Source organism: Sinorhizobium sp. 22678, assembly GCF_052044265.1.
In the GTDB taxonomy this organism is placed as follows: Bacteria; Pseudomonadota; Alphaproteobacteria; order Rhizobiales; family Rhizobiaceae; genus Sinorhizobium; species Sinorhizobium meliloti_A.
On sequence record NZ_JBQEMS010000014.1, the window covers coordinates 36368 to 59831 of the forward strand.

Below are 23464 nucleotides of genomic sequence, written 5' to 3' on the forward strand. Positions count from 1 at the left end.
CGGGAGGCGGACCGGGCCGGATCTACGGAAAGAAAGCGCGGCAACGGGGTGCGGCAGCCGGATCAGGCCCGATGATAAGGATGCCCCGAAAGGATCGTCACGGAGCGATAAAGCTGCTCGGCGATGAGGATGCGCACGAGCTGGTGCGGCCAGGTCATCCTGCCGAGGTTGAGCACGGCGTCGGCGCGGGCGTGGAGCGCGGGATCGAGTCCGTCGGCACCGCCGATCGCTATCATCAGATCGCGCTTGCCGCTGTCTCTGAAGGTAGCGAGCAGGTGTGCGAAAGCTTCCGAGTCGAGCGCCTTGCCGCGCTCGTCGAGCAGCACGAGCAGGCTGCCCTCGGCGAGCGTTTTTTCAAGCTGTCCGGCTTCCTCGCGCTTGCGCGTCTCCGCATTGCCGGCGCGGCTTTCTACCGTCTCCACGACGCGGGCCAATTCGAGGCCGACGGCTGGGCCCGCCTTGGCGAACCGATCGAGATAGCGGCCCGCAAGGTCCTTTTCCGGCCCCGCCTTGAGGCGGCCGACTGCGAAAAGTCCGATACGCATAACCCGATCCGTCCCCGCCGGCGCCGATCGGTTGTTATCGACCGGCAAAATTCTTGCCGCCATCCGCCTCGTCGGCGATGGCAATCGCATGTCACGTTCGGCACCGGCCGTCGCTCCGTCCTGAGTCGATGGTCAGGATCGGGCGACGTGTCTCAGTGCAGGGTACCGTCTTCGATCTCGGGAGCCGCCCACATCTTTTCGATGTTGTAGAACGCCCGGATTTCCGGCCGGAAGATGTGAACGATCACATCGCCGGTGTCGATCAGTACCCAGTCGCCACCCTCGAGACCTTCGACGCGAGCCCTGCCGAGGCCGTCGTCCTTCAGGTCCGTGATCAAGTGGTCGGCAATGGCCATCACATGCCTGTTCGATCGCCCGGAGACGACGACCATGAAGTCTCCCAGCGCCGATTTTCCGGCAATGTCGATGGTAACGATATTTTCTGCCTTCGAGTCCTCTAGGCTTTCGAGGACCAGTTGAAGCGCACGGACAGCGGCTTCGTCGCTCGATTCCGTGCTGCGCGGGAATGCGGATGCCGCATATCCCTTGGCGTGTGCTGTTGTCAGGGTTTTTCCTTTCCAAATGAACAGAACAGGCACGTTCGATTCGAAATAATTTTTCGAACCGTACTTAAATGTAGGCATCAAACCCATACGGTTTCAAGACACGGGATCCGAATTACGGGAAATCACCCGAATTTGGCCGAACGAAGCGCCGTCGAACTCAAGCCCGAACGCGGGCCGTGAATGAAGGTCCAGGCGGGCGCGCGGCGGAAAGCGAGGGTTCCCGCATCCTCCTCGTCGACCCGGGCCTTGCTGAAAGCCCTCGCCATCGGCGAGGAAAGATAGGCAAGAGTCGATCCCGGCCGGTCGATAACGGCGATAGGGAAAGTGGTGACGATCTTGCGCCAGTCCTGCCAGTGGTGAAAGTTCTTGAGATTGTCCGCGCCCATGACCCAGACGAAACGGACGTCGCGGTTGCGGGCGCGGATCGCCTGCAGCGTGCGGGCCGTGTAGCTCTGGCCGAGCGCCTGCTCGAAAGCGGTCACCTTGATGCGCGGATTACGAGCGATCTTCTCGCTCATCGCGATGCGTTCGCCAAGAGGTGCGAGATGGTTGCGGTCCTTGAGCGGATTGCCGGGCGTCACCATCCACCAGAGCTGATCGAGCCGGAGCCGGCGCAAAGCGGTCTCGGCGACGAGTGCATGCCCGTCATGCGGCGGATTGAAGGATCCGCCGAACAAGCCGACGGCCATGCCGGACTCGACATGCGGCATGCTCAGATAGCGCGCATTCACTTCGTTCGGTGTCGTCAGGGCCGCACCTGTCCGGTGCCGCGCACGCGATACTTGAACGAGGTGAGCTGCTCGACGCCGACAGGCCCGCGGGCGTGCATCTTGCCGGTGGCGATGCCGATCTCGCCGCCCATGCCGAACTCGCCGCCGTCGGCGAATTGCGTCGAGGCATTGTGCAGGAGGATCGCCGAATCGATCTCGGAGAAGAACCGCTCGACCACGGCGGGATCCTCGGCGATCACGGCTTCCGTATGGGCCGACGACCAGGTGTTGATGTGCTCGATCGCGCCGGAAATGCCGTCGACCAGTCTTACCGAAATGATCGCATCGAGATATTCTGTGGCCCAATCCTCGTCGGTCGCAGCTTTCAGGCCGGGCATGAACCTTGCGAGGTCGTCGCAGACGCGCACCTCGCAGCCGGCATCGACGAGCGCCTCCAGGAGCGGCTCTGCGAATTTCTCGGCTGCGTTGCGGTCTATCAGCAGCGTCTCGGCGGCGCCGCAGATGCCGGTACGGCGCATCTTCGCATTGACGACGATCTTCTTCGCCATATCGTGATCGGCCGAAGCATCGACATAGATGTGGCAGAGACCCTCGAGATGGGCGAAGACCGGCACCCGCGCCTCTTTCTGAACACGGGCGACCAGGCTCTTTCCGCCGCGCGGCACGATCACGTCGATCGCGCCGTTCAGGCCGGTGAGCATGGCGCCGACGGCAGCGCGATCGGCGACCGGCACCATCTGGATCGCATCTTCCGGCAGGCCCGCGGCCTTCAATCCCTCGGTCAGGCAGGCATGGATCGCCCGCGACGAGTGAAAGCTGTCGGATCCGCCGCGCAGGATCACCGCATTGCCGGCCTTGAGGCAGAGCGCGCCGGCATCCGCCGTCACGTTCGGACGGCTTTCATAGATCACGCCGATCACGCCCAGGGGCGTCCGCACCCGTTCGATATGGAGCCCGTTCGGACGGTCCCATTCGGAGATCACCTCGCCGACGGGGTCCCTGAGTTCGGCGATCGCGCGGATGCCGTCCGCCATGTCGCGGATGCGGCTTTCCGTCAGCGTCAGCCGGTCGATGAAGGCGGCGGCGACGCCGCTTTCGCGCGCGTTTTCGAGGTCGAGCGCATTGGCGCCGAGGATCTCGGCGGTCCGCGCGACGATGACGCCTGCCATGGCGACGAGTGCCGCATGCTTGCGCTCGGCGCTTGCCGTCGCGAGGGGTCGGGCGGCCGCTTTGGCGCGACGTCCGATCTCCAGCATCATCGCGTTGACGTCCTTGTCCTGTTCGACCGTCTCAAGCATGGAGCTTGCCCTTTCCCTCGTCGCTTTCCTCTGCAGGGCGCGCGCCCGATGGAGCCGTCATGACCAGATCGTCGCGGTGAACCATGGCGGTGCGGCCGGCATAGCCGAGGATAACAGCGATTTCGGCCGACTTCTTGCCGGCGATCTGGCGCGCCTCGTCGGCATCGTAGCCGGCAAGACCGCGGGCGATCTCGCGGCCAGAATCGCCGATGATCGCAATCGTATCTCCACGGCTGAAGCTTCCCGTCACCTGCCGGACACCGGCCGGCAGCAGGCTCTTGCCGGAACGCAGCGCCGCTTCGGCTCCGGCATCGATCGAGAGCGAACCGGCCGGCAGGAGCTGTCCGGCGATCCAGGTCTTGCGGGCGGTCACCGGAGAGCCTGACGGCGCGAACCAGGACGAGCGCGCGCCCGCCTCGATCGCGGCCAGCGGGTGATCCGGCTTGCCGGAGGCGATGATCATGGCGCAGCCGGCAGTGGTGGCGATCTTGCCGGCGTCGATCTTGGTACGCATGCCGCCGCGCGAAAGCTCGGAGGCAGCGCCGCCCGCCATTGCCTCGATCTCGGGCGTGATTTCGGCGACTGTTTCGAGGAAACGGGCGTTCGGATCGAGATGCGGCGGCGCGGTATAGAGCCCGTCGATATCCGAGAGCAGGACCAGAAGGTCGGCGCCGACCATGGTCGCGACCCTGGCTGCGAGCCGGTCGTTGTCGCCATAGCGGATTTCGGTGGTCGCGACCGTGTCGTTCTCGTTGATGATCGGCACCGAGCCGAGCTTCATAAGCTGGCCAATCGTCGCGCGGGCATTGAGGTAGCGCCGTCGTTCCTCGGTGTCGCCGAGGGTCAGGAGGATTTGGCCGGCGACGATCGCATGGGTCGAGAGGCTCTCCGACCAGGCACGCGCCAGCACGATCTGGCCGACGGCGGCGGCCGCCTGGCTTTCTTCGAGCTTCAGCGCACCCGCTGGCAGATCGAGCACCGTTCGTCCAAGCGCGATCGCTCCCGAGGAGACGACGAGGACTTCCACGCCCTTGGCCCTGAGGGCCGCAATATCGGCGCAGAGCGCGTCGAGCCAGCTCTTCTTGAGCCCCGTCTTGCGGTCGACGAGGAGTGCCGAGCCGATCTTGATGACGACCCGGCGGTATTTCTCGAGCGCTTTGCGGGCCTTGTTCATGCCTAAGCTTCCTCTTCACCCGCCTTTGCCGCGGCGATGACGCTGCGCAATGCTCTCAGCGCCTCGGTCATACCCTTGTTGGTCACGGCGGAGATGAGAAGCGGCGGCGTGCCGCAGGCTTTGCCGAGCGCCTTGGCCTTCGCCTTCAATTCGTCCTCGTCCAGCACGTCGATCTGGGAAAGAGCCACGATCTGGGGCTTCTCTTCGAGCCCACCGCCATAGGCTTCGAGCTCGTGCTTCACGGTCTTGTAGGCCTTGGCGACATCCTCTTCCTGCGCGGAGACGAGATGCAGCAGCACCCGGGTGCGCTCGACATGACCGAGGAAACGGTCGCCGATGCCGACGCCCTCATGCGCCCCTTCGATCAGCCCCGGAATGTCGGCGATGATGAACTCCTTCTCGTCGATGGTGGCAACGCCGAGATTGGGATGCAGCGTCGTGAAGGGATAGTTGGCGATCTTCGGGCGAGCCCGGGTGCAGGCGGCGAGAAAGGTCGACTTGCCGGCATTCGGCAGGCCGACGAGGCCGGCATCGGCTATCAGCTTCAGCCGCAGCCAGATCGTCTTTTCCTCGCCCTCCAGGCCCGGATTGGCCCAGCTCGGCGCCTGATTGGTGGAGGATTTGAAATGTGCGTTGCCGAAGCCGCCATTGCCGCCGGCGGCGAGCCGGTAGCGCTGCCCTTCCGCCACCATGTCGACGATCAGCGTCTCGTTGTCTTCCTCGAAGATCTGCGTGCCGACCGGCACCTTCAGCGTCACGTCGCCGCCCTTGGCCCCGGTACGGTTGCGTCCCATGCCGTGCGTGCCGGTCTTGGCCTTGAAATGCTGCTGATAGCGGAAGTCGATGAGCGTGTTGAGGCCGTTGACGGCTTCCACCCAGACATCGCCGCCGCGGCCGCCGTCGCCGCCATCAGGGCCGCCGAACTCGATGAACTTCTCGCGGCGGAAGGAAACGGCGCCCGCGCCGCCATCCCCTGACCGGATATAGACTTTCGTTTCGTCGAGGAATTTCATCGGTTCGCCATTTCTGAGTGATCGCTTCGAGTCGAGGACGGAATGCGGGGCAGCCCGCGCACGTTCCCGATCCCGCTCTGCATTTGCGCCATCGATATAGGCGCTTCCGGCAGAGGTCAAAGATTATCGACATGAAGAACCCCGCCAGGAGCTGTACCGGCGGGGTTCCCTATCCGTTCAGTCCGGCCGGCGCAGGTCCTCGGCCGCCAGCCGGGTTTCGATATGCGCGACCATCGCATTGCGGGCGAGCGCATAGATCTGGCTGCAGCCGGTGATCCGGAAGCCCAGCTTCTCCTGCACCTTGAGCGAGGCCGGGTTGTCGGCGAAGACGCCCGAATGCAGCACCGTTTCCGGCATGCGGCGGAAGAAGCGCTCGACCGCGGCATGGACCGCCTCGCTCGCCAGCCCCTTGCCCCAGTAGAACCGGTTCAGCCAGTAGCCGACATGCCATTGGCCGTGCCGGAGTTCGATGCCGATGCAGCCGATGTGAACGTCGTCGCCCGGGGTGGTGATGGCGAGCGTCCAGTCCGGCAGCACATCGGCCGTCTGGCGGTTCAGCCAGTCGAGCGCATCCTGGTGGTGGTAAGGCGCCGGAACGCGCGAAAGCATCCGCGCGACCTGGAAATCCCCGAGCGAGTCGGCGATGGCCGCCGCATCGGAAAGCCGGTGCGGCCGCAGCCGCAGCCGTTCCGTTTCGATGACCGGCGCCGGGCCGGGGCCGGGACGGGCGACCGCCCGGGCGCGCTCTGTGACCAGGGCGTTCATCGGACACCTCCCCAGCTTCTCAAGGAGACCCAGGTCTTGCGGTCGAGCCTGTACCATTCGACCGGGACCATGCCGCCGAGCGCCAGGCTGCCGACCATGCCGGAACCCTGGAACTGGAAGCCGCACTTCTGGATGACCCGGCGCGACGCGATGTTCATGACTCGGCAGCGCGCATCGATCTGGTCGATGTCGCGGGTGCGGAAGGCCATGTCGGTCAGAGTCTGTGCCGCCTCGGTCGCATAGCCCTGGTTCCAGTAGGGCTCGCCGAGCCAATAGCCGAGCTCGACGGTTTTTTCGTCGGCGTGCGGCTCGACACCGCAGCAGCCGAGGAATGCGCCATTGTCCGCTTTCGTGATCGCGTAGACGCACTTGCCAATCGTGCCGGCTTTTGCGCGTCGCACGAAATCGGCCGCATCCGCCGTCGTATAGGGGTGCGGCATGCGCGAGACCATGTTGGCGATGTTGGCATTGTTGGCAAGATGGGCAAGGGCGTCGATATCGTCTTCATGGGGCGCGCGCAAAACGAGCCTGGGCGATAACAATATCGGGCAATCGGTTCTTGACCGCTGAGGCCTCAGCCTTTGTTCGGGAGACCGGGATTGGTCTTCCCTGACGAGCTCGGTTTGCATGGTTCTTCCTCCAGACATGCGAAAAGGGGAGTTGGGTATCGCCCCATCTCCCCTTTGAAGTCTGGCTTTGGAACCTTGCGGTGCGTCAGCCGGGTCGATGAGACGCCGGCTGTTTTAGAGCGCTACCGGCTTATTCCGCTGCTTCGGCTTTCGGCATTACAGACACGTAGACTCGGCCGTTGGCCTTCTTGCGGAAGTCCACGTTGCCCGTCGTAAGCGCAAAAATCGTATGGTCCTTGCCGAGGCCTACATTGACGCCGGCATGCCACTTCGTGCCGCGCTGGCGCACGATGATGTTGCCTGGAATGACGGCTTCGCCGCCGAACTTCTTCACGCCAAGGCGCTTGGACTCGGAATCGCGACCGTTACGCGACGAACCGCCAGCTTTCTTGTGTGCCATTGGTGTTCTCCTTTAAACCTTCGATCCCGGAACTCAGTTTGCAGCTTCAGCGGCGGCTTCGGTCTTCTTCGAAGCCTTCTTCGCCTTGCCGCCGGCGGCAGCGATGTCCAGGATGCGGACGATCGTCTGATGCTGGCGATGGCCGCGCGAGCGCTTGGAGTTCTGGCGGCGGCGCTTCTTGAAGGCGATGACCTTCTTGGCGCGGCCCTGATCCACGACTTCGGCGCTGACGACGGCACCTTCGACAAACGGAGCACCGATGGTGGCATCGGCGCCGACGCCGACCATCAGGATCTCGGTGAATTCGATCTTGTCGCCAGCAACGCCTTCCAGCTTTTCGATGGTAATGACGTCATTGGCCGCCACGCGGTACTGCTTACCGCCGGTCTTGATGACTGCGAACATATTTTGTCCTTTCATGTTCGGTCCGGCTCTTTGCCCGAAGACAAGGCCGTCTTTTTGTCAGTCGCTACATGGAGCGAAGCGCCGCGGAAATCCTCGAGCTTCGCCAGTGAACGGGCACAACACTTACCCCGCGCGGCACGGGCTAAGCCCACGCCAACTCATGGCGCGGATTACGGGAACGGCCCTTGCTTGTCAAGGCGAAAGCCACCATATCGCAGATATTCTTATCGCAAGCCCTTGCCAGCGGCAGAAACTGCCGCTATGAACCGGCCGCGCTGAACAAGCGCCAACCGGCCCCGCGGAGAGGTGGCAGAGTGGTTGAATGCACCGCACTCGAAATGCGGCATGGGTGCAAGCCCATCGGGGGTTCGAATCCCCCCCTCTCCGCCAGATGCCTTAGTTTTACTGCCTTTTTCCGCGTTTTTCACCGTTTTCCATTCCCCGGCACGCTCGTTCCTATGAGGCGGGGTGAGCTTGCACACCAGTTTTGCTCCCGTAGTAGGCTTCACCAAGCCCGAGAGGCGGATCTCAACCCGGTCTGATTCTGTGAGCACACAGATCGAAGCGCCCTTTTGCATCCCCTCAACATCCCTCCCCCGCATTCCTGCTGAGCCACGCCTCCAATCCCGCGATCACCGACAGCCTCAAACTGGCGTTGCGCGTCAACGCCCGGGCAAGCGGGCGGCCGTCGGGTGGGAAGCCCATTTCGGCCATGACGTCGGCAGGTTTCAGCCCGCGCCGGGTCATTATCGTTCTGATCCCGGCAATTGTTGAGGGAAGCAGGTAGCGGCCGCTGGCGATCGGGGTTCCGGCGGGCTGCGGGCCGGCTTCGGGCGGGGCGGCGGCGGCGGGCAGCGCGTCTTTGGAGACGAGCCAGGCGAGAAAGCTTGCACGTTCGGCATCGCTTGCCTTCGCCCAGGAGTTCTTGAGCTTCTCCAGACGGCTGCGCTCCGGCTTCAGGCCGGCGAGGACCAGCGCTCGGCGCAGCGAGGGGATTTTGCCGGTGGCAAGCGCGGCGTGGATTTCCGGAAATTCGGCCTTGAGGCGGTGCAGGTTGGGGGCGTCGTCGCCTTTGGTTTTCTTCGCCATCTCGGCTCCGCTTGTGACTCTCCCGGGCGGTCTAGAGCATTTCACCGTTTCATGGAAACACTGAAATGCTCTAACGGATCCAACGCAGTTTCGGACGGAAAACCGTTACACACTTTCCTGGAAGCGCTCCAGCGCGCCCGAAGAATGGGGCGAGTGAAATATCCGGTGTCCGCCGAACCTCGGTTTGAAAGCCGGTCCCGCTCCAGTTCTACACAAGTCAGCCTTTCTAACGTCGCGCGACAGCCGTAATGAATGCGGCGAAGGAAGGACGATTCGATGTCTGACGATGTTGAGCGCTACGGCGACCCGCAGGATGCGACCGTGGCCCTGTACCTCATGAACAATGACGGCGGCGAGCTGACCGACGTGCTGGTCGCTGCGCTCGAAGACGCATTTCGGATTCTCGATGAGGAATGGTCAAGCCGGTCGATGCATTGAGGCATCGCCGGTAAGCCTGCACGCGAACGGCCATCCCGCGCGAGGGGAAAGCGAAGCCGTTCACCCGTCCTTGAGCAGACCCTCCATTGCGGCCGCAGCGCCAAGCAGCATCGCGTCCGCGCCGTGCCGGCCCATCAGCATCAGCCCTGCCGGCCGGCCCGAGCCCGCCATAGGCAGGGTTATTGCGGTCAGGTCGAACTGGTTGGCAACCTGAGTGTTGCGCAGCAGCAGGTCCTCCACGCGGCGGTATTCCCTCCTGTCCTCTTCGACCGAGGCGATGCTGACGGCGGGGATGGGGGTGGTCGGCAGCAGCGTAAGATCGAAGGGTGCCAGCCGCTCGTCCATGGTGCGCATGAGCTCTCGCCGCGTCCGCAGCAGGTCCTGGATCGCTGCGTCGGGGACCGTGAGGCGGCGGCGCAATGTGGATTTTACGCGGATGTCGACCGGCGCATTGTCGTCCAGGAGCCAGCCCGCGTGCACACGGCTTGCCTCGAGGCCGGCGAGCGAGCCGATCGCGGTTGCCTCGGCGAAGCGGGCAAGCAGATCGTCGATCCTGCATGCGGCGAGTTTCGCACTCGCACGGGAGAGTGCCTGCAGGCTTCTTTCGAAAGCCGCCGCAATCTCCGGCGCAAGCCCTTCGAGAAGGGCGCCTTCGGGAATGCCGAGCTTCAGGCCGGCGAGCGGCACGGGCTTGAGCGGTCTCGGCGTCTCGCCGGCCATGACCGCGTCGGCGGCCGCGCAATCGGCGACCGTGCGCGCAAGCGGGCCGATCGAATCGAGGCTGGGGGACAGGGGAAAGGCGCCCTCCAGAGATACGCGGCGGGCGGTGGGCTTGAAGCCGACCAGGCCCTGCAGGGCGGCCGGAATGCGCACCGAGCCGCCGCTGTCGGAGCCGATGGCGATCTCGCTCGTGCCCTCCGCCGCCGAGACAGCGGCACCTGAGGAGGAACCGCCGGGAATGAGGCTCGGGTCGACGGCGTTGCCGGGCACCGGGTAATGCGGATTGAGGCCGACGGCGGTAAAGGCGAATTCCGTCATGTGAGACTTGCCGATGATGACGGCGCCGGCCGCGCGGAGACGCCGGACGATCGCCGCGTCCGCTGTTGCCGGAGGCGCCGCGCGGCGGATGATGGAGCCCGCAAGCGTCGGCTCGCCGGCGATGTCGAAGAGGTCCTTGATGGAGACGATCCGCCCGTCGAGGGGCCCGAGACTCGTGCCCTCGCGCCGCCTCCCGTCGGCAGCGTCCGCTTCCGCGCGGGCTCGCTCCCGATAGAGCTTTACAAAAACGCGTTCATCGTTCCGCCGCCCGTCAAGTCGGGCGAGAACGGTTTCGAGTCGGTCGCGGCAGGGCATATCTGACGGGGGCAAGGAAGGACCTCGTGAATTGCGGGCCAAGTCCGGAGGGAAGTCCTTGGAAGCGCTCCAATATTTAAAGGATCGCACGATTGATGTACAATAGGGGGCGATAGCGACAAGCAATCGGGAAGACGCCGATGCGAATTCTACGATCCTCCGCAATCCTCGACTCCTCCGCCATCCACGAGGTCAGATACGATGCGCCGCGCCGGACGTTGAGCGTCTGGTTTCTCGGCAACCGCAGGCCCTATCACTACCTCGACGTTCCGGAAGAGGTTTACGAGGAACTGTTGCATGCGGATTCCGCCGGCAACTATTTCAATCAGCACATACGCCATCACTACGGGTTCCTGCATTAAGGCCTGTTTCATTACTGAGATTCATTTCGGAGGACTGCAATCTCTCCTCCCTCGTCATCTCCGTGCTCGTCACAGAGATGAGAGCGGCGCCGCGTCTGCGGCGCGGGAAGCGTTCTTTCAGCCCAAGGACTTGGTCTGGCTGGATTCCTGTGACGAGCACAGGAATGAGGAAATCGAACAAGCGGCTGCGGGTAGCCCGAGCCCGTTTCACAGAACTGTCGCCAAACCGTCCGAATAGTTTCATCCGTCTGTAAAGCCGCTGACATCCGGCTGGCCAATGGTCCGCTCGCGAGAACCGACGATTCGCGAAACGGAACCGGAGGCAGGGATTGGCCGCTCTTCGAAACACCCTCACCAGGCGTTCTTTCCTCTTCTCCGCCGGCGCCGCCGGTCTTGTCGCTTCTTCCGGTCTCGCCACGCCGTTCTATGCGCGCGGCTACGGGCGGCCGGAATTCGCCCATGGGGTGCAGTCCGGCGATGTCGATACGGGCTCGGGGATGATCTGGACGCGGGTCGATCGGCCGGCGCGCGTTTCCGTCGAATATTCGACCACCGAGAGCTTTTCGAATGCCGTCAGGCTTGCCGATATCGATGCGACGCCGCTGACCGACTGCGCCGTCAAGTGCCGGCTCGACAAGCTGCTGCCGGACCAGGACATCTTCTATCGCTTCGTCGCGACCGATCTCTACGACGCCAATCGCGTCTCCGAACCGGTCGTCGGGCGCTTCCGGACGGCTCCCTTGCGGCGCCGCTCCGTGCGTTTCGTCTGGTCCGGCGACACGGCGGGGCAGGGCTGGGGCATCGACGAGATCGGCATGAAGACCTATTCGACCATGCGGCTGCACGAGCCGGATTTCTTCATTCATTCCGGCGACACGATCTATGCCGACAATCCCATCCCCGACGAGATCAGGCTGCGCGACGGCGGCATGTGGAAGAACCGGATCGTCACGCCCGAGAAGCGCGACGTCGCGCGCACGCTCGAGGAATATCGCGGCCAGTGGAAGTACAACCTGCTCGACGAGCATGTGCGGAGGCTGCATGCCGAATGTCCCACCTTCTATCAGTGGGACGACCACGAGGTCCTGAACAACTGGTCGGCCTCGACCGATCTCAGCGACGACCCGCGCTATCCGGAGAAGGATGTCGCCGTCTATGCCGCCCGCGCGGCCCGCGCCTTCCACGAGATGACGGCGATCCGCACGCTGCCGACGGAGCCCGGCCGCATCTTCCGCAAGATCGCCTATGGTCCGCTGCTCGACGTCTTTTTCGTCGATCTGCGCTCCTATCGCGGCCCCAACCAGGGCGAGGGGGGTGGCGACCTCTTCGGCTGGCGGCAGGCGGACTGGCTGAAGCGCGAGCTTGCGGCGTCCAGCGCCACCTGGAAGGTGATCGCCTGCGACATGCCGATCGGTCTCGTCGTTTGGGACGACTATTCGGCAAGGCGCGGATCGGACGCCATCGCCGATGGCGACAATGGCGCGCCGAAGGGGCGCGAGACGGAATTTGCGGATCTCCTGCGCTTCGTCCGCGACAACGCGATCGAGAACATCGTCTGGCTGACGGCGGACGTGCATTACACGGCGGCGCATCACTACGATCCCTCGCGGGCCGCCTTCAAGGACTTCTCGCCGTTCTGGGAGTTCGTCTCCGGGCCGCTTCATTCCGGCACCTACGGACCGAAGGAGCTCGACATGACCTTCGGCCCCGAGGTTCGCTTCATCAAGGCGTCAGGCGGAGGAATCGACAGCAACCTGCCGCCGTCGGCGGGCCTGCAATTCTTCGGCATCGTCGATATCAGCGGCCAGACGCGGCAGATGACGGTGCGGCTGATGGACCGGCAGGATCGGGAACTCTGGCGGGTGATCCTGGATCCGGCGGTGTCCGTTTGAGCCGGCGGCGCCTCACGCAGGTCAGCCCTGCGCGCCGGCCCCCTTTCGCTTCCGGGAAAAAACCTGTATGAGCGCGGCAACTGAAAAGCGGTACCTGCCTCGTCGCGCGTGCCCACGAACTTTCCGAGACAAAAAATGAGCATTCGCAACATCGCGATCATCGCGCACGTCGACCATGGGAAAACCACGCTCGTCGACGAACTCCTGAAGCAGTCGGGCTCCTTCCGCGAAAACCAGCGCGTCGCCGAGCGCATGATGGATTCCAACGAACTGGAAAAGGAACGCGGCATCACCATCCTCGCCAAGGCCACTTCGGTCGAGTGGAAGGGTACGCGCATCAATATCGTCGATACCCCCGGCCACGCCGACTTCGGCGGTGAAGTCGAGCGCATTCTGTCGATGGTGGACGGCGCCATCGTTCTGGTCGACGCCGCCGAAGGCCCGATGCCGCAGACGAAATTCGTCGTGGGCAAGGCCCTCAAGGTCGGTCTTCGGCCGATCGTGGCGATCAACAAGATCGATCGTCCCGATGCCCGTCACGAGGAAGTCATCAACGAGGTATTCGATCTCTTCGCGGCGCTGGACGCGACCGATGAGCAGCTCGATTTCCCGATTCTCTACGGTTCCGGCCGTAACGGCTGGATGAACGTCGCGCCGGAAGGTCCGCAGGATCAGGGCCTGGCACCGCTCCTCGATCTCGTTCTCGATCACGTTCCGGAGCCGAGCGTCGGCGAAGGTCCGTTCCGGATGATCGGCACCATCCTCGAAGCCAATCCCTTCCTCGGCCGCATCATCACCGGGCGCATTCATTCCGGTTCGATCAAGCCGAACCAGGCGGTCAAGGTCCTCGGGCAGGACGGCAAGGTGCTCGAATCCGGACGCATCTCCAAGATTCTTGCATTCCGCGGCATCGAGCGCCAGCCGATCGAGGAAGCCCATGCGGGCGACATCGTGGCGATCGCCGGCCTCTCCAAGGGTACCGTCGCCGACACGTTCTGTGATCCGGCCGTCAACGAGCCGCTGAAGGCGCAGCCGATCGATCCGCCGACCGTCACCATGTCCTTCCTCGTCAACGATTCTCCGCTCGCCGGCACCGAAGGCGACAAGGTCACTTCGCGCGTCATCCGCGACCGTCTGTTCAAGGAGGCCGAGGGCAACGTCGCGTTGAAGATCGAGGAATCGTCCGAGAAGGATTCGTTCTACGTGTCGGGCCGAGGCGAACTGCAGCTCGCGGTCCTGATCGAAACGATGCGCCGCGAGGGCTTCGAGCTCGCCGTCTCGCGTCCGCGGGTGGTCATGCACAAGGATGAGAACGGGCAGCTTCTGGAGCCGATCGAAGAGGTCGTCATCGACGTCGACGAGGAGCATTCGGGCGTCGTCGTCCAGAAAATGTCCGAACGCAAGGCCGAAATGGCCGAGCTTCGCCCGTCCGGCGGCAACCGCGTGCGGCTGGTGTTCTTCGCGCCGACCCGCGGTCTCATCGGCTATCAGTCCGAGCTTCTGACCGATACGCGCGGCACGGCGATCATGAACCGTCTGTTTCACGACTATCAGCCCTACAAGGGTGAGATCGGCGGCCGGGTGAACGGTGTTCTGCTCTCGAACGACTCCGGCGAATCCGTGGCCTATGCGATGTTCAACCTTGAAGATCGCGGCCCGATGATCATCGACGCAGGTGAAAAGGTCTATGCCGGCATGATCATCGGCATCCACACGCGCGACAACGATCTGGAAGTCAACGTCCTCAAGGGCAAGAAGCTCACCAACATGCGCGCGTCCGGCAAGGACGAGGCGGTAAAGCTGACGCCGCCGATCCGCATGACGCTCGACCGGGCGTTGTCATGGATCCAGGACGACGAACTGGTCGAGGTCACGCCGAAGTCGATCCGGCTCCGCAAGATGCATCTCGATCCGAACGAGCGCAAGCGCTTCGAGAAGTCGCGGACGGCCGGCGCGGCTTAAGGGCTGGACCCGAGGAGAGGGCGAGTCCGACCCTTCTGATTTCGTCGATCTTACGAACCCCGGAGCGATCCGGGGTTTTTGCTGTGTGTGCCTTTCGCGGGCGGCTTGCGGATAAAGTTAAAAAGGCGTTAACCTTGGGGCAGGTGCCGTTAAAGTTGCCTGTGGGTTAACGCCGCGCGACAGTCCGGCGGGATTCCTGTCCGCCGCGTCGTGTGTTTAGAGTCGCAAGTCATGAAGACTGTTTCGATCGAGGTTCGGCCTGGGGAGCCGCATGAGGCGGCGGCAATCGCCGACGTGCATCGCGTTTCCTGGTTGCAGGCCTATGGCGGCATCATTCCGCACCGCCCCCTTGTCCGAATGGTCAATCGCCGCGACGAGACCTGGTGGCGCAAGGCCACGCGCGGACCGGCGACCCTTCTCGTCGTCGACGTCGCCGGCACGATAGCCGGCTATGCGACGCTGGGCCTGAGCCGGGCTCGGGCGCTGCCGCAGGAAGGCGAAATCTACGAGATATATCTGAGGCCGGAATATCAGGGCATCGGCCTCGGGCGTGTCCTCTTCGGCGAAGCAAAGAGCCTTCTGAAATCGCTCGGCTGCGAAGGGCTGGTCGTCTGGTGCCTGGAAGACAGCGCGAACGCCTGTAATTTCTTCCATTCGGCAGGCGGTCGCGATATTGCCGAAGGGATGGAGGATTTCGGCGAGAAACACCTGAAGAAGGTCGGCTTCGTCTGGAGTTGAGGAGTGCCGCCAGGCGCTGTCATCGGTCCGGGCGTTTAGGATAGCCTCATTTCGGCAGGAAGTGCATGGGTTCTCCCGCCTTCTCGCCGCGGTTTCCGTGATAGGATGCCTGGTCCGTGCCGCAGCGGAAGCTTGCGGCTTCTTCGTCGGCTATCCTGCGGGCCAGCGTGTTCGCATCGGCATTGGCGAGCGCGTCGACATAGCCGACGACGCAGCCGTCGCCGTCCTCCTTCTGCGCGACCTTCGAAATCACCAGAACCTGTCCCTGGAACGCCTTCGTGCTCCTGTCCGTCTGCGGATCCGGGTTCTCGATGATCCAGCGCAGGATGGCGGCGACCGGCTTCCTGCTGTCGTCGAGGCGCCATTCGACGGTGGTTTCGGCATGGTTGAAGGGACCGAAACTCTCGAAGCCGTTCTCCAGATAGCTTTGCCTGACATGGCCGAAGAAGAAGCTCTGGCGGATATCGCTCTCGATGAAATGGACGGGATAGTCACCTATCCCGGGACAAAGGCTCTGCGACGAGGCACCTTCCCACTCGCGCAGGAGCCGGCACTTGTCGCGGCTGACGTCTGTGTAGACGCTGTCATTGGCAAGTGCAGGCGCAGAGATCAGGGCGGCGGAAAGAAAACAGCGAAGTTTCGGGCGCATTGTCTCTCCTGCGAAGATAAATATCAGCCCCGCCCCTTTTTAGCCGCGTGGCGTGCCTAGAGCAAATCCGCCCGCCCGGAACCAAAGTCATGTTGCATCGCGGCATGTTTCCCTTTATCCGACGGGACGACTTTTCAAACGACCCCTGGAGGTGCTCATGCGGATCGACGCGATTTCCATCGGAAAGAATCCACCGGAAGATGTCAATGTAATCGTGGAAGTCCCGGTCGGCGGACATCCGATCAAATACGAAATGGACAAGGAGGCCGGCACGCTGGTGGTCGATCGCTTCCTCTACACGCCGATGACCTATCCGGGCAATTACGGCTTCGTGCCGCACACGCTTTCCGACGACGGCGATCCGATCGACGTGCTGATCTGCAATACCCGTCCGCTGGTTCCGGGCTGCGTCATCAATGTCCGCCCGATCGGCGTGATGATGATGGAAGACAATTCCGGCCAGGACGAAAAGATCATCGCGGTTCCCTCCGCCCATCTGACCAAGCGCTACGACAAGGTGCACGATTACACCGACCTGCCGGAAATCACCCTCAAGCAGATCGAGCATTTCTTCGAGCACTACAAGGATCTGGAGCCCGGCAAGTGGGTGAAGATCTTCGGCTGGAAGGATGCCAGCATGGCCAAGCAGCTGATCCGGGAAGCGGTCGAGCGCGCCAAGACGAAGAAATAATCGTTTCGCTGTTTTACCGAGACTGAAAACCTCCGGCTCGACCTCGATCCGGAGGTTTTTTGCGCTTGGATCAGGACGATCTTAGGTCGGGTCGCCGCAAACCTCTCGAATAGGTCGACGCGCGGGAGGGGGGCGAAACCGCACACGCTTTTCCTCATCCCTGCTCTGGGGCGTGTTGAGATCCGGGCCCGTCGCCGCCGCTTGTTTGATCTCCTCATTCCTGTGCTTGTCACAGGAAATCCAGCCAGACCAAGTCCTTGGGCTGAAAGAACGCTTCCCGCGCTGCGGACGCTGCGCTGCTCTCATCCCTGTGACGAGCACAGGAATGACGCAAAGAGGAGAGAATGCAGTCCTCCGATACGCCTCCTACAGCGCCGCGCGTCTTATGAGACGCGCAAAGGTCGCTGCAGCACCTTAAGCTGCTGCATGTTTTTGTCCTTTCATCGGCTACGATCAAAGGAAACATGCAGTGGCGCACGGTCGGTACTCGACGAATTCAAGCGCATCGCCATGCGTGCCGACAACCGCAACAGGCCTTAGCGCAGCAGCGCAGGAGCGATGGTGGTGTTCAGGAAGAGCTGGATGAAATAGAGGATCACCAGCACGACGAGCGGCGAAAGGTCGACGCCGCCCATGTCGGGCAGGACGCGCCGGATCGGCCGGTAGAGCGGTTCGGTCAACTGGTAGAGCGAGCGGCCGATCATGTTGATCGCCTGATTGTTCACGTTGATCACGTTGAACGCATAGAGCCAGGAGAAGATGGCCGAGGCGATGATCAGAAACCACGCAATGTTGATGATGAAATTCAAGGTGCCGATGACAGCAAGCATGCCAGTCTCCAATTCGTTGTTGACAGACATGTAGACATTAGGAACTAAACGAGCAAGTACGCCGGCCCGTCTCGCGCGATCATGTCAATGGCACGGAGCGCGCCTTTCTTCCCTTCCCTGCAGTGCTCAGCGGTTTTCCGATGCGCAAGGATCGCTGCAGGATTCAATTTCCGCACGCTCCCGCTGGTCGATCGGCGACGATATCAGGAGCCTGCAGCAGGAGCATTTCAGAATGTCGGCCGTCCATGCCGCGCACCGCTTCGCCGCCTTCAGGCATGTCGGCTACCGGCGTTATTTCTTCTCCCGCCTGCTCGCCTATTTCGCCGTCCAGATCATGTCCGTGGCCGTCGGCTGGCAGATCTACGATCTCACGCGGGATCCTTTCTCGCTCGGTCTCATCGGCCTTTTCCAGTTTCTGCCCTCCCTCGCCCTCATTCTCGTGACGGGCAGCGTGGCGGATCGCTACAATCGCCGGGCGATCATGGGCATCTGCATGCTGGTCAGCACGCTCTGCGGCGCAGCACTTCTGCTTTTGACGGTGACGGGGCTGTTTTCACCCTGGCCGGTTTACGCGATCCTTGTCGTCTTCGGCATAGAGCGGGCTTTTCTGGGGCCCGCTTCCCAATCGCTGGCGCCCAATCTGGTGCCTGCGGAAGACCTGCCCAATGCAATCGCCTGGAACTCGACCTCCTGGCAGACGGCGATGATCGTCGGCCCGGTGGCTGGTGGGCTCCTCTACGGATTCGGCCCGACCGTGCCCTATGCGGTCAGCCTCGGCTTCTTCGCCGCCGGCGCCCTGATGGTCTTCGCCGTGCCGAAGCCCGCGAGGCGCTCGCCGCCGTCGGCCGCAAGCTGGCAGACGATCACCGCGGGTTTCCGCTACATCAAGGCCGAGAAGATCGTGCTGGGGGCGATCTCGCTCGATCTGTTCGCCGTGCTGCTCGGCGGCGCCGTCGCGCTCATGCCGGTCTTCGCGCGGGACATCCTGACGCTCGGGCCGTGGGGCCTCGGCCTCCTGCGGGCCGCACCCGGTGTCGGTGCGGTCGGCATGGCGGTGTGGCTGGCCGCCCACCCGATCCGCAATCGGGCCGGTCTCTATATGTTCGTCGGCGTCGCCCTTTTCGGCCTCGCGACGGTCGTTTTCGGCCTTTCGGCGACGCCCTGGATATCGATCGCCGCACTCGTCGTCATGGGCGCTTCCGACATGATCTCGGTCTATGTGCGCGAGATCCTGATTACGCTCTGGACCCCGGATGAGCTGCGCGGCCGCGTGAACGCCGTCAACATGGTGTTCGTCGGTGCTTCCAACGAACTCGGCGAGTTCCGCGCCGGCATGATGGCGTCCGGCTTCGGCGCGGTCTTCGCGGTCGTCTTCGGCGGCGCAGGCACGCTTTTCGTGTCGCTGCTGTGGGCACTCGGCTTTCCGCAATTGCGCCGGATCGACACGCTGGATGTGCCGGAGGCGCAGCGGAGGGGGTGATTGGGAGGGCTCAGGAAGCGGGCAATTGCTGCTGCACGCCGCGATCGCGCCCTCTCACAGCCCCGCCCTCCATAAAAATCAGCTCCAGAAAATTCTCCATCCATGTCCGCAAGGGATGGTCGTGCAGCATGCGGCCCTCCAGATGCGCTTTGCCCAGCTGGGCACCGGGGAGCTCGAAGCGATGGGCGCCGTGCACCACCCAGCGATGCATCATCGCCCGCGTCAGCTCGCCGTGGAACTGGATGCCCCAGGCATTTTCGCCGTAGCGGAAGGCCTGGTTGGGGTAGGTATCGCCGGTTGCCAGCAATTCGGCGCCCTTCGGCAGGTCGAAGCCTTCGCGGTGGAAGTGATAGACCATCGCCGGCCAGTCCATCAGGGCCTTGCCGGCCTGCGTGGCTCTCAAGGGATACCAGCCGATCTCGGTGATGCCTTCGTGATGGGCTGCGACCTTGCCGCCGAGATTTCGGGCCAGCATCTGCGCCCCGAGGCAGATTCCGAGATAGGGCTTGTTTTCCAGAAGCGGCACGGACAGCCAGTCGATTTCGCGCCGTACGAACTCCTCCTCGTCATTGGCGCTCATCGGTCCGCCGAAGATGATCGTCCCCGAATGCGCTTCCAGCGTGGGCGGCAGCTCGTCGCCGAGCGCGGGGCGGCGGATGTCGAGCGAAAAGCCCTTCCGCTCGAGAATGTGGCCGACACGGCCGGCGCTCGAGCGCTCCTGGTGAAGCACGATGAGGATGGGTCTCTTGGCGTCTCTTTGGGTGTCTGGGACCTCTGGCGGCATCGTCAGCTTTCCTGTTGCGCCTCGTTTTCCTCCACCATGTCGATCTTGGCGGCTGCTTCCTGGCGTTTCAAGACCCGGTCACGCCCGGAAACGCCGAGGAGGTCGGCAATCCGCCAGATCACGTGATCTTCCATCTCGCTGCGCGCACCGTCCGCGTAAACGATTTCCCACAGCATGCCGACGAGCTCGATGCGTTGCTCCTCGGGCAGGTGCCGCTTTATATCCGACGTGAACTGGTAGAAATCGATCGCTTCGCTCTCGGCGCTCTCGCCGGCCGCGACCAGGGCGTTGAGAGCGGCATCGTCAAGCTTGTAATGCTCCTTGATGAGCTTGCGCATCTTGCGGCGCTCGGAGCTGCGGACCGCGCCGTCCGCTTCCATGACCTGAAAGCAGAGGCCGATCACCGCCACGCGGGGGTCTCCCACTTCAATCCGCGCCGAGCCCGTCATTCCTTCCAGAAATGCGCGAAAACGTTCAAACATGCACTATCGCCTGCAGCCTGTGGATATGTCGGGGTTCAGAAAAGACGGAAGTTGGCGGTGGTCCGTTCCGCCGCCGCCGGTTCGCGCACGCCCGGATCGTCCGGGGGGCGGCCGAAAAAGGGATCCGGCGCCTCCTCCGCATCCTTGTCCTTTGCGGGCGATGCGGCCGGTTCCTTCCGGTCGGGAACGGTGATCGCCTTCTCCGGCTCGACCCGTTCTTTCTCGTCCCGCTCTCCTTCGGCCCGTTCTCTGTCAGTTTGCTCGCGCTCCGCTGGCGGGGCAGCCTCGACCGTCCGTTCAGAAGCCGGTTCCTCGGCGGGGCGGAGCACCGTCGCGACTGGCGGGAGGCTGCGAATTGCCTGGTCGGGGTTCAGATGCCCGTCCTCCGTTGCCGCCGCGATCTGCGACGGCGGAGCCTTCCACTCGAAAGCGTCGAGTCTGCCGCTGACCGGCGAGACCGGCAGCCAGACGGGCGAGGTGACGCCGTCGGCGGTCCAGGCCGGATCACGTGGGCTCTTCAGTGCCTGCGCCATCCAGTGCCGGATACGGCCCTCGTCGCCGGTGTCGGCCTCCTCGATATCCGCGAGCAGCAGAAAAATGCTCTCCCTCGGCTCGAGCCGGGCGGCGGCCTCTGCCTTTGACCGGGCAAGAGCGAGCTCGCGCGCATCGAGCGCCGCCTCGGCGACGGTCGCCAGTGCGACGGCATTGTTGCTGCGGAGCGATTCGAGCTTCTTCGCCCGCTTCAGACGGTCCAGGGTGGAATCGCCGCCGCGCGCCCGCACATAGAGGCGCGCAATGTCCGGATGCGGATCCGATTTCCACATCCTCTCGAGGATCGAAGCACCCTTGCGCAGATTGTCCTCGCGAAAGAGCGCCTTGGCGGCAACGAGGGCCGCCGGCACGAGGCGGTCGTCCAGCTTCAGCGCCGCCTGCGCGTCGTCCCGCGCGGATTTCGGGTCTGCATCCAATCTTTCCATTGCCCGCGCCGTCAGAAGAACGGCCTTTTTCCGGTCCGCTTCCTTCCTTTCGAGCACATGGGCGGCGCGGCTCTGATCGAGCAGACGGATCGCCTCATCCCACTGGCGCGCCTGGCTGCGATGGTCGAGCGTTGCCAGGGTCGCCCACGGCAAGTGCGGCGCCTTCTCGGAGGCACGCTCGGCGTATTGGCGCGCGGCCTCGTTGGCGCCGAGCCGCTTGGCTTCCAGATAGAGCCCGCGCAGGCCGAGTTCGCGCGTCTCCGGGTCGTCCGCCATCGCCTCGAATTTCTTGCGTGCGTCGTCGTATTTGCCTTCGATCAGCGCGGTCTGCGCTTCGAGCAGATGGATGAGCGGCTCCTGATCCGAGCTGATGAGGTTCCGCGTGCGTGCGGCCATCTTGCGGGCGAGATTGGCGTCGCCGGCGCCGGCCGCGATCAGGCCGGTCGACAATGCCTGATAGCCCCGGTCGCGCTTGCGGGCGCGAAAGTAACGCGTGACGGTGTGCGGCGACAGCCAGATCGTGCGAAGCAGCCAGACGACGATCAGAACGGCAGCGAAGAGCGAGATCAGGATCGAGGCGGCGCGCATCAGGCTCATCTCGATGAGCTGGCCCTGCCAGATCAGCGACAATTCCCCCGGACGATCCGCGAGCCAGGCAAAGCCGAGAGCCAGGCAAAGGACGAGGAGTACGAAGAACAGTATCCGGATCATATGGTCTTCTTTCTCCCGCTAACCTTGCTTGCCCGTGCGCGTCATGGTGCCGGCGACGGCGGCATCGATCACCGTTTCGACGCCAAGCCGCCGGTCGAGCTTCTCCTTGAACCCCTGGCCAGCGGATTTCGCGGCTTCGGGAAGGCTGTCCCATTCGAGCGATGCGCCCTTGAGATCGCCGTTGTCGAGCTTGTCTTCGATGCGGGCGATCACCGCTTCCGGCGTGTCGCCTTCGACGCTGCCGACCGGTCGCACGCGAATGCCCGACATGGCGCTGGAGACGAGGCGATCGAAAATGCCCTGATCGGGATCGGGCCGATGCAGCGCGTCCAGCATCGCGTCCGCCGCCGGCCGGAAACTTTCCCTCAATTCCGTCCGTGTGGGGACCCCCGTCGCGGCGACATCGGCCAGTTCTTTGACGACGGGATCCTCGGGGGCGATGCTTCGCAATGCGTCGAGTTCGGCGAGGAACGGCCCGCCGCGATCGATCGCCGTCTTCAGCGCGGTGACGGCAACGGCTTTCGCCATCTCGATATCGTTCGCAGGCTCGTTGAGCTTCTGCTCCGCCTGGTCGATACGGCCGGCAAGTTCCGCCCTGGCGGCGTCCGCTGCCTGGCGAGCCTCGGCAAGCTCGGTCTTCAGGTCGGCCATTTCATTCGTCAGATTGGCGACCTCCGCTTCGAGCGCCTTGATTTCGGGAGCGTCCGCCGCAGCTGCGCCGGGCTCCCGGGCCGCCTGTTCCAGAGCGGCGAGGCGGTTTTCCAGAGGGGCGACGTCCACTGTCGCGGCCGGAGCCTGCGCCTGAAGCTCGGCCTTGATCGCTTCGATCTCGCTCGCAAGGTTCTGCTCGGTACCCGGCTGCTCCGGTCCGGGCGCCGGAACGTAGCCGGCATATTGCAGCACGCCGGCACCGGCGAGCGCTATGAGACCGCCGAGGATGCCGGCTGCAAGCGCACCTGCGCCTGTGGCCTGTCTCCTCTTTGCCTCGGGCAGTTCGCCGTTGGCCGCGTGCGGAAGCTCCGCGTCGAAGGCGGCCGCAGCCGCGTCGGCGCGTGCCTCCTCCGTCTCTGTTTCCTCTTGCGGATCGCCCGTCGGCAAAGGAGGTTCGCCGATGCCGGCTTCGTTGCTTTCGACCTCGCCGGTCCTCACTTCGCCGGCTTCCGCCGCCTCGCTTGTCGAAATATCCGCCGGCTTGCCCGGTGCCACATCCGGCCCGGCCGCTGCCTCGCCCGCTGCAGGTTCGGTCTTCTCCGCCTCGAGATCGATCGTCAGCGGTTCTTTCCCGGGTTTCGAGCGGCGCGGCGGCTTTTCCGATGCCATGGTCACCTCTTTTACCGTTTCATTGCCTGTCGGTCGGGCCTGAGCGGATCTGCAGCAGGAACGCTCCGCACCTTCCTCCGTTCTAAACGCAAACCTAGTCAGCGAGGATGACGAGGGAAAGCCCCAGACCATGCTTTTTGACGGAAATGGCCCAGATGACCCGAGCGATGTGCATAAGGC

Annotated in this window: 25 protein-coding genes and 1 tRNA gene; 8 read left to right on the forward strand and 18 right to left on the reverse strand. The window is 63.7% G+C overall.

Annotation, left to right across the window (positions count from 1 at the left end; all coding sequences use genetic code 11):
* Positions 1-62 precede the first annotated feature (62 nt).
* The 10 genes from rlmH to rplU all read right to left on the reverse strand — a co-directional run bounded on the left by rlmH (position 63) and on the right by rplU (position 7526).
* On the reverse strand, positions 63-545 hold the full coding sequence (rlmH, locus tag ACTJKL_RS20505; protein WP_440853669.1) for a 23S rRNA (pseudouridine(1915)-N(3))-methyltransferase RlmH: 483 nt from the start codon (positions 543-545) through the stop codon (positions 63-65).
* 152 nt (positions 546-697) lie between these two features.
* Positions 698-1189, reverse strand: coding sequence for a ribosome silencing factor (rsfS, locus tag ACTJKL_RS20510; protein WP_379938518.1), 492 nt, complete (start codon positions 1187-1189; stop codon positions 698-700).
* 44 nt (positions 1190-1233) lie between these two features.
* Positions 1234-1800, reverse strand: coding sequence for a nicotinate-nucleotide adenylyltransferase (locus tag ACTJKL_RS20515; protein ID WP_440853711.1), 567 nt, complete (start codon positions 1798-1800; stop codon positions 1234-1236).
* A gap of 56 nt (positions 1801-1856) precedes the next feature.
* A complete protein-coding gene (locus ACTJKL_RS20520) occupies positions 1857-3140 on the reverse strand; it encodes a glutamate-5-semialdehyde dehydrogenase (RefSeq protein ID WP_440853670.1) in 1284 nt (427 codons plus the stop codon).
* Positions 3133-4314: a glutamate 5-kinase gene (gene proB / locus ACTJKL_RS20525; RefSeq protein ID WP_275597185.1), complete on the reverse strand. Its 1182-nt coding sequence runs from the start codon at positions 4312-4314 to the stop codon at positions 3133-3135. Before proB ends, ACTJKL_RS20520 begins: the two co-directional genes overlap by 8 nt.
* A gap of 2 nt (positions 4315-4316) precedes the next feature.
* Positions 4317-5327, reverse strand: a complete 1011-nt coding sequence (obgE, locus tag ACTJKL_RS20530; RefSeq protein ID WP_379938523.1) for a GTPase ObgE — start codon at positions 5325-5327, stop codon at positions 4317-4319.
* A gap of 177 nt (positions 5328-5504) precedes the next feature.
* Complete coding sequence (locus tag ACTJKL_RS20535; RefSeq protein ID WP_440853671.1) at positions 5505-6092, reverse strand: GNAT family N-acetyltransferase; 588 nt, start codon at positions 6090-6092, stop codon at positions 5505-5507.
* The gene (locus ACTJKL_RS20540) at positions 6089-6721 is read right to left on the reverse strand and encodes a GNAT family N-acetyltransferase (RefSeq protein ID WP_018097332.1); all 633 of its coding nucleotides are present in this window, start codon (positions 6719-6721) and stop codon (positions 6089-6091) included. Before ACTJKL_RS20540 ends, ACTJKL_RS20535 begins: the two co-directional genes overlap by 4 nt.
* Before the next feature lie 130 nt (positions 6722-6851).
* Positions 6852-7121, reverse strand: coding sequence for a 50S ribosomal protein L27 (gene rpmA / locus ACTJKL_RS20545; protein WP_018097331.1), 270 nt, complete (start codon positions 7119-7121; stop codon positions 6852-6854).
* Positions 7122-7154: 33 nt separating this feature from the next.
* Entirely contained in the window at positions 7155-7526 is a 372-nt protein-coding gene (gene rplU, locus ACTJKL_RS20550) for a 50S ribosomal protein L21 (protein WP_003531204.1), read from the reverse strand.
* A 300-nt stretch (positions 7527-7826) separates the two neighbouring features.
* On the opposite strand from rplU, the gene ACTJKL_RS20555 reads away from it, so the two are divergent.
* Positions 7827-7916: transfer RNA gene (locus tag ACTJKL_RS20555), tRNA-Ser, on the forward strand.
* A gap of 192 nt (positions 7917-8108) precedes the next feature.
* On the opposite strand, the gene ACTJKL_RS20560 is transcribed toward ACTJKL_RS20555, so the two are convergent.
* Positions 8109-8615, reverse strand: coding sequence for a hypothetical protein (locus ACTJKL_RS20560; RefSeq protein WP_440853672.1), 507 nt, complete (start codon positions 8613-8615; stop codon positions 8109-8111).
* Between the two features lie 276 nt (positions 8616-8891).
* Between ACTJKL_RS20560 and ACTJKL_RS20565 the strand changes: the two genes are divergently transcribed.
* Complete coding sequence (locus tag ACTJKL_RS20565; RefSeq protein WP_440853673.1) at positions 8892-9053, forward strand: hypothetical protein; 162 nt, start codon at positions 8892-8894, stop codon at positions 9051-9053.
* Between the two features lie 60 nt (positions 9054-9113).
* On the opposite strand, the gene ACTJKL_RS20570 is transcribed toward ACTJKL_RS20565, so the two are convergent.
* Positions 9114-10421 carry an amidase gene (locus ACTJKL_RS20570; protein WP_440853674.1) on the reverse strand — a complete coding sequence of 436 codons (1308 nt, stop codon included), beginning with the start codon at positions 10419-10421 and terminating at the stop codon, positions 9114-9116.
* A gap of 125 nt (positions 10422-10546) precedes the next feature.
* Here ACTJKL_RS20570 and ACTJKL_RS20575 point away from each other — a divergent pair, with 125 nt between their 5' ends.
* The 4 genes from ACTJKL_RS20575 to ACTJKL_RS20590 all read left to right on the forward strand — a co-directional run bounded on the left by ACTJKL_RS20575 (position 10547) and on the right by ACTJKL_RS20590 (position 15360).
* Positions 10547-10768, forward strand: a complete 222-nt coding sequence (locus tag ACTJKL_RS20575) for a KTSC domain-containing protein (protein WP_100672766.1) — start codon at positions 10547-10549, stop codon at positions 10766-10768.
* A 329-nt stretch (positions 10769-11097) separates the two neighbouring features.
* A complete protein-coding gene (locus tag ACTJKL_RS20580; protein WP_440853675.1) occupies positions 11098-12660 on the forward strand; it encodes an alkaline phosphatase D family protein in 1563 nt (520 codons plus the stop codon).
* Positions 12661-12795: 135 nt separating this feature from the next.
* Positions 12796-14622: a translational GTPase TypA gene (gene typA / locus ACTJKL_RS20585; protein ID WP_018097323.1), complete on the forward strand. Its 1827-nt coding sequence runs from the start codon at positions 12796-12798 to the stop codon at positions 14620-14622.
* A 231-nt stretch (positions 14623-14853) separates the two neighbouring features.
* Positions 14854-15360, forward strand: a complete 507-nt coding sequence (locus ACTJKL_RS20590; RefSeq protein WP_018097322.1) for a GNAT family N-acetyltransferase — start codon at positions 14854-14856, stop codon at positions 15358-15360.
* 46 nt (positions 15361-15406) lie between these two features.
* On the opposite strand, the gene ACTJKL_RS20595 is transcribed toward ACTJKL_RS20590, so the two are convergent.
* Positions 15407-16009, reverse strand: a complete 603-nt coding sequence (locus ACTJKL_RS20595) for a hypothetical protein (RefSeq protein WP_338284010.1) — start codon at positions 16007-16009, stop codon at positions 15407-15409.
* A 157-nt stretch (positions 16010-16166) separates the two neighbouring features.
* Between ACTJKL_RS20595 and ppa the strand changes: the two genes are divergently transcribed.
* On the forward strand, positions 16167-16700 hold the full coding sequence (gene ppa / locus ACTJKL_RS20600; RefSeq protein WP_003531185.1) for an inorganic diphosphatase: 534 nt from the start codon (positions 16167-16169) through the stop codon (positions 16698-16700).
* 536 nt (positions 16701-17236) lie between these two features.
* Here ppa and ACTJKL_RS20605 read toward each other — a convergent pair.
* Entirely contained in the window at positions 17237-17530 is a 294-nt protein-coding gene (locus ACTJKL_RS20605) for a YggT family protein (RefSeq protein ID WP_003531184.1), read from the reverse strand.
* Positions 17531-17762: 232 nt separating this feature from the next.
* Here ACTJKL_RS20605 and ACTJKL_RS20610 point away from each other — a divergent pair, with 232 nt between their 5' ends.
* Positions 17763-19010, forward strand: a complete 1248-nt coding sequence (locus ACTJKL_RS20610) for an MFS transporter (protein WP_275597204.1) — start codon at positions 17763-17765, stop codon at positions 19008-19010.
* 10 nt (positions 19011-19020) lie between these two features.
* On the opposite strand, the gene ACTJKL_RS20615 is transcribed toward ACTJKL_RS20610, so the two are convergent.
* Genes ACTJKL_RS20615 through ACTJKL_RS20630 form a run of 4 tightly spaced genes read right to left on the reverse strand, consistent with a single transcriptional unit; the run spans position 19021 to position 23284 of the window.
* Positions 19021-19794 (reverse strand): glutamine amidotransferase, encoded by a 774-nt coding sequence (locus ACTJKL_RS20615; RefSeq protein WP_100672772.1) that lies wholly within the window; start codon positions 19792-19794, stop codon positions 19021-19023.
* Between the two features lie 2 nt (positions 19795-19796).
* A complete protein-coding gene (locus ACTJKL_RS20620; RefSeq protein WP_018097317.1) occupies positions 19797-20276 on the reverse strand; it encodes a tellurite resistance TerB family protein in 480 nt (159 codons plus the stop codon).
* A 35-nt stretch (positions 20277-20311) separates the two neighbouring features.
* Positions 20312-21964: a heme biosynthesis protein HemY gene (locus ACTJKL_RS20625; RefSeq protein WP_440853676.1), complete on the reverse strand. Its 1653-nt coding sequence runs from the start codon at positions 21962-21964 to the stop codon at positions 20312-20314.
* Positions 21965-21982: 18 nt separating this feature from the next.
* On the reverse strand, positions 21983-23284 hold the full coding sequence (locus tag ACTJKL_RS20630; RefSeq protein WP_440853677.1) for a COG4223 family protein: 1302 nt from the start codon (positions 23282-23284) through the stop codon (positions 21983-21985).
* Positions 23285-23464 lie beyond the last annotated feature (180 nt).

Bases quoted from the DNA above. Each gene is read 5' to 3' on its own strand.
- ACTJKL_RS20615 (WP_100672772.1), bottom strand. From the start codon at position 19,794: ATGCCGCCAGAGGTCCCAGACACCCAAAGAGACGCCAAGAGACCCATC.
- ACTJKL_RS20565 (WP_440853673.1), top strand. From the start codon at position 8,892: ATGTCTGACGATGTTGAGCGCTACGGCGACCCGCAGGATGCGACCGTG.
- ACTJKL_RS20535 (WP_440853671.1), bottom strand. From the start codon at position 6,092: ATGAACGCCCTGGTCACAGAGCGCGCCCGGGCGGTCGCCCGTCCCGGC.
- rsfS (WP_379938518.1), bottom strand. From the start codon at position 1,189: ATGCCTACATTTAAGTACGGTTCGAAAAATTATTTCGAATCGAACGTG.
- ACTJKL_RS20610 (WP_275597204.1), top strand. From the start codon at position 17,763: ATGTCGGCCGTCCATGCCGCGCACCGCTTCGCCGCCTTCAGGCATGTC.
- typA (WP_018097323.1), top strand. From the start codon at position 12,796: ATGAGCATTCGCAACATCGCGATCATCGCGCACGTCGACCATGGGAAA.
- ACTJKL_RS20560 (WP_440853672.1), bottom strand. From the start codon at position 8,615: ATGGCGAAGAAAACCAAAGGCGACGACGCCCCCAACCTGCACCGCCTC.
- ACTJKL_RS20630 (WP_440853677.1), bottom strand. From the start codon at position 23,284: ATGGCATCGGAAAAGCCGCCGCGCCGCTCGAAACCCGGGAAAGAACCG.
- rlmH (WP_440853669.1), bottom strand. From the start codon at position 545: ATGCGTATCGGACTTTTCGCAGTCGGCCGCCTCAAGGCGGGGCCGGAA.
- rpmA (WP_018097331.1), bottom strand. From the start codon at position 7,121: ATGGCACACAAGAAAGCTGGCGGTTCGTCGCGTAACGGTCGCGATTCC.
- ACTJKL_RS20620 (WP_018097317.1), bottom strand. From the start codon at position 20,276: ATGTTTGAACGTTTTCGCGCATTTCTGGAAGGAATGACGGGCTCGGCG.
- ppa (WP_003531185.1), top strand. From the start codon at position 16,167: ATGCGGATCGACGCGATTTCCATCGGAAAGAATCCACCGGAAGATGTC.
- ACTJKL_RS20575 (WP_100672766.1), top strand. From the start codon at position 10,547: ATGCGAATTCTACGATCCTCCGCAATCCTCGACTCCTCCGCCATCCAC.
- ACTJKL_RS20515 (WP_440853711.1), bottom strand. From the start codon at position 1,800: ATGGCCGTCGGCTTGTTCGGCGGATCCTTCAATCCGCCGCATGACGGG.
- ACTJKL_RS20540 (WP_018097332.1), bottom strand. From the start codon at position 6,721: ATGCAAACCGAGCTCGTCAGGGAAGACCAATCCCGGTCTCCCGAACAA.
- ACTJKL_RS20625 (WP_440853676.1), bottom strand. From the start codon at position 21,964: ATGATCCGGATACTGTTCTTCGTACTCCTCGTCCTTTGCCTGGCTCTC.
- obgE (WP_379938523.1), bottom strand. From the start codon at position 5,327: ATGAAATTCCTCGACGAAACGAAAGTCTATATCCGGTCAGGGGATGGC.
- ACTJKL_RS20590 (WP_018097322.1), top strand. From the start codon at position 14,854: ATGAAGACTGTTTCGATCGAGGTTCGGCCTGGGGAGCCGCATGAGGCG.
- rplU (WP_003531204.1), bottom strand. From the start codon at position 7,526: ATGTTCGCAGTCATCAAGACCGGCGGTAAGCAGTACCGCGTGGCGGCC.
- proB (WP_275597185.1), bottom strand. From the start codon at position 4,314: ATGAACAAGGCCCGCAAAGCGCTCGAGAAATACCGCCGGGTCGTCATC.
- ACTJKL_RS20605 (WP_003531184.1), bottom strand. From the start codon at position 17,530: ATGCTTGCTGTCATCGGCACCTTGAATTTCATCATCAACATTGCGTGG.
- ACTJKL_RS20520 (WP_440853670.1), bottom strand. From the start codon at position 3,140: ATGCTTGAGACGGTCGAACAGGACAAGGACGTCAACGCGATGATGCTG.
- ACTJKL_RS20595 (WP_338284010.1), bottom strand. From the start codon at position 16,009: ATGCGCCCGAAACTTCGCTGTTTTCTTTCCGCCGCCCTGATCTCTGCG.